This is a genomic window from Mycobacterium sp. RTGN6 (genome assembly GCF_033804605.1).
Taxonomy (GTDB): Bacteria; Actinomycetota; Actinomycetes; order Mycobacteriales; family Mycobacteriaceae; genus Mycobacterium.
Genome location: NZ_JAPZKZ010000029.1, coordinates 1 through 312 on the forward strand (window position 1 = coordinate 1; position 312 = coordinate 312).

1 protein-coding gene is annotated in these 312 nt (G+C 64.7%); it reads left to right on the top strand.

Annotation, left to right across the window (positions count from 1 at the left end; all coding sequences use genetic code 11):
- Positions 1 to 312 (top strand): hypothetical protein (locus SLQ33_RS33520; RefSeq protein WP_319458249.1); only part of this gene is annotated, 312 nt, incomplete at both ends.

Consider the following 312-nt stretch of genomic DNA (forward strand, 5'->3'; position numbering starts at 1 on the left):
GGGTTGTACGACGACGACGAGACCGACTACTACGGAACCGATCCGAATGTGGCCGACAGTGACGGTGACGGCGTCTCCGATGGCGAAGAGGTGTTCAACGGGACCGATCCCGGTGATGGTGGCACCGGTTCGAGCGGCACGAATTCGAGCGGCACGACGTCGGGTAGCAGTGGGACGAGCAGCGGTTCGAGCGGCACGACTTCGGGCAGCAGCGGTCAGTCCAGTGGCACCAGCACGGGTGATCCGCGGCCGGACACCGATGGCGACGGGTTGTACGACGACGACGAGACCGACTACTACGGAACCGATCCG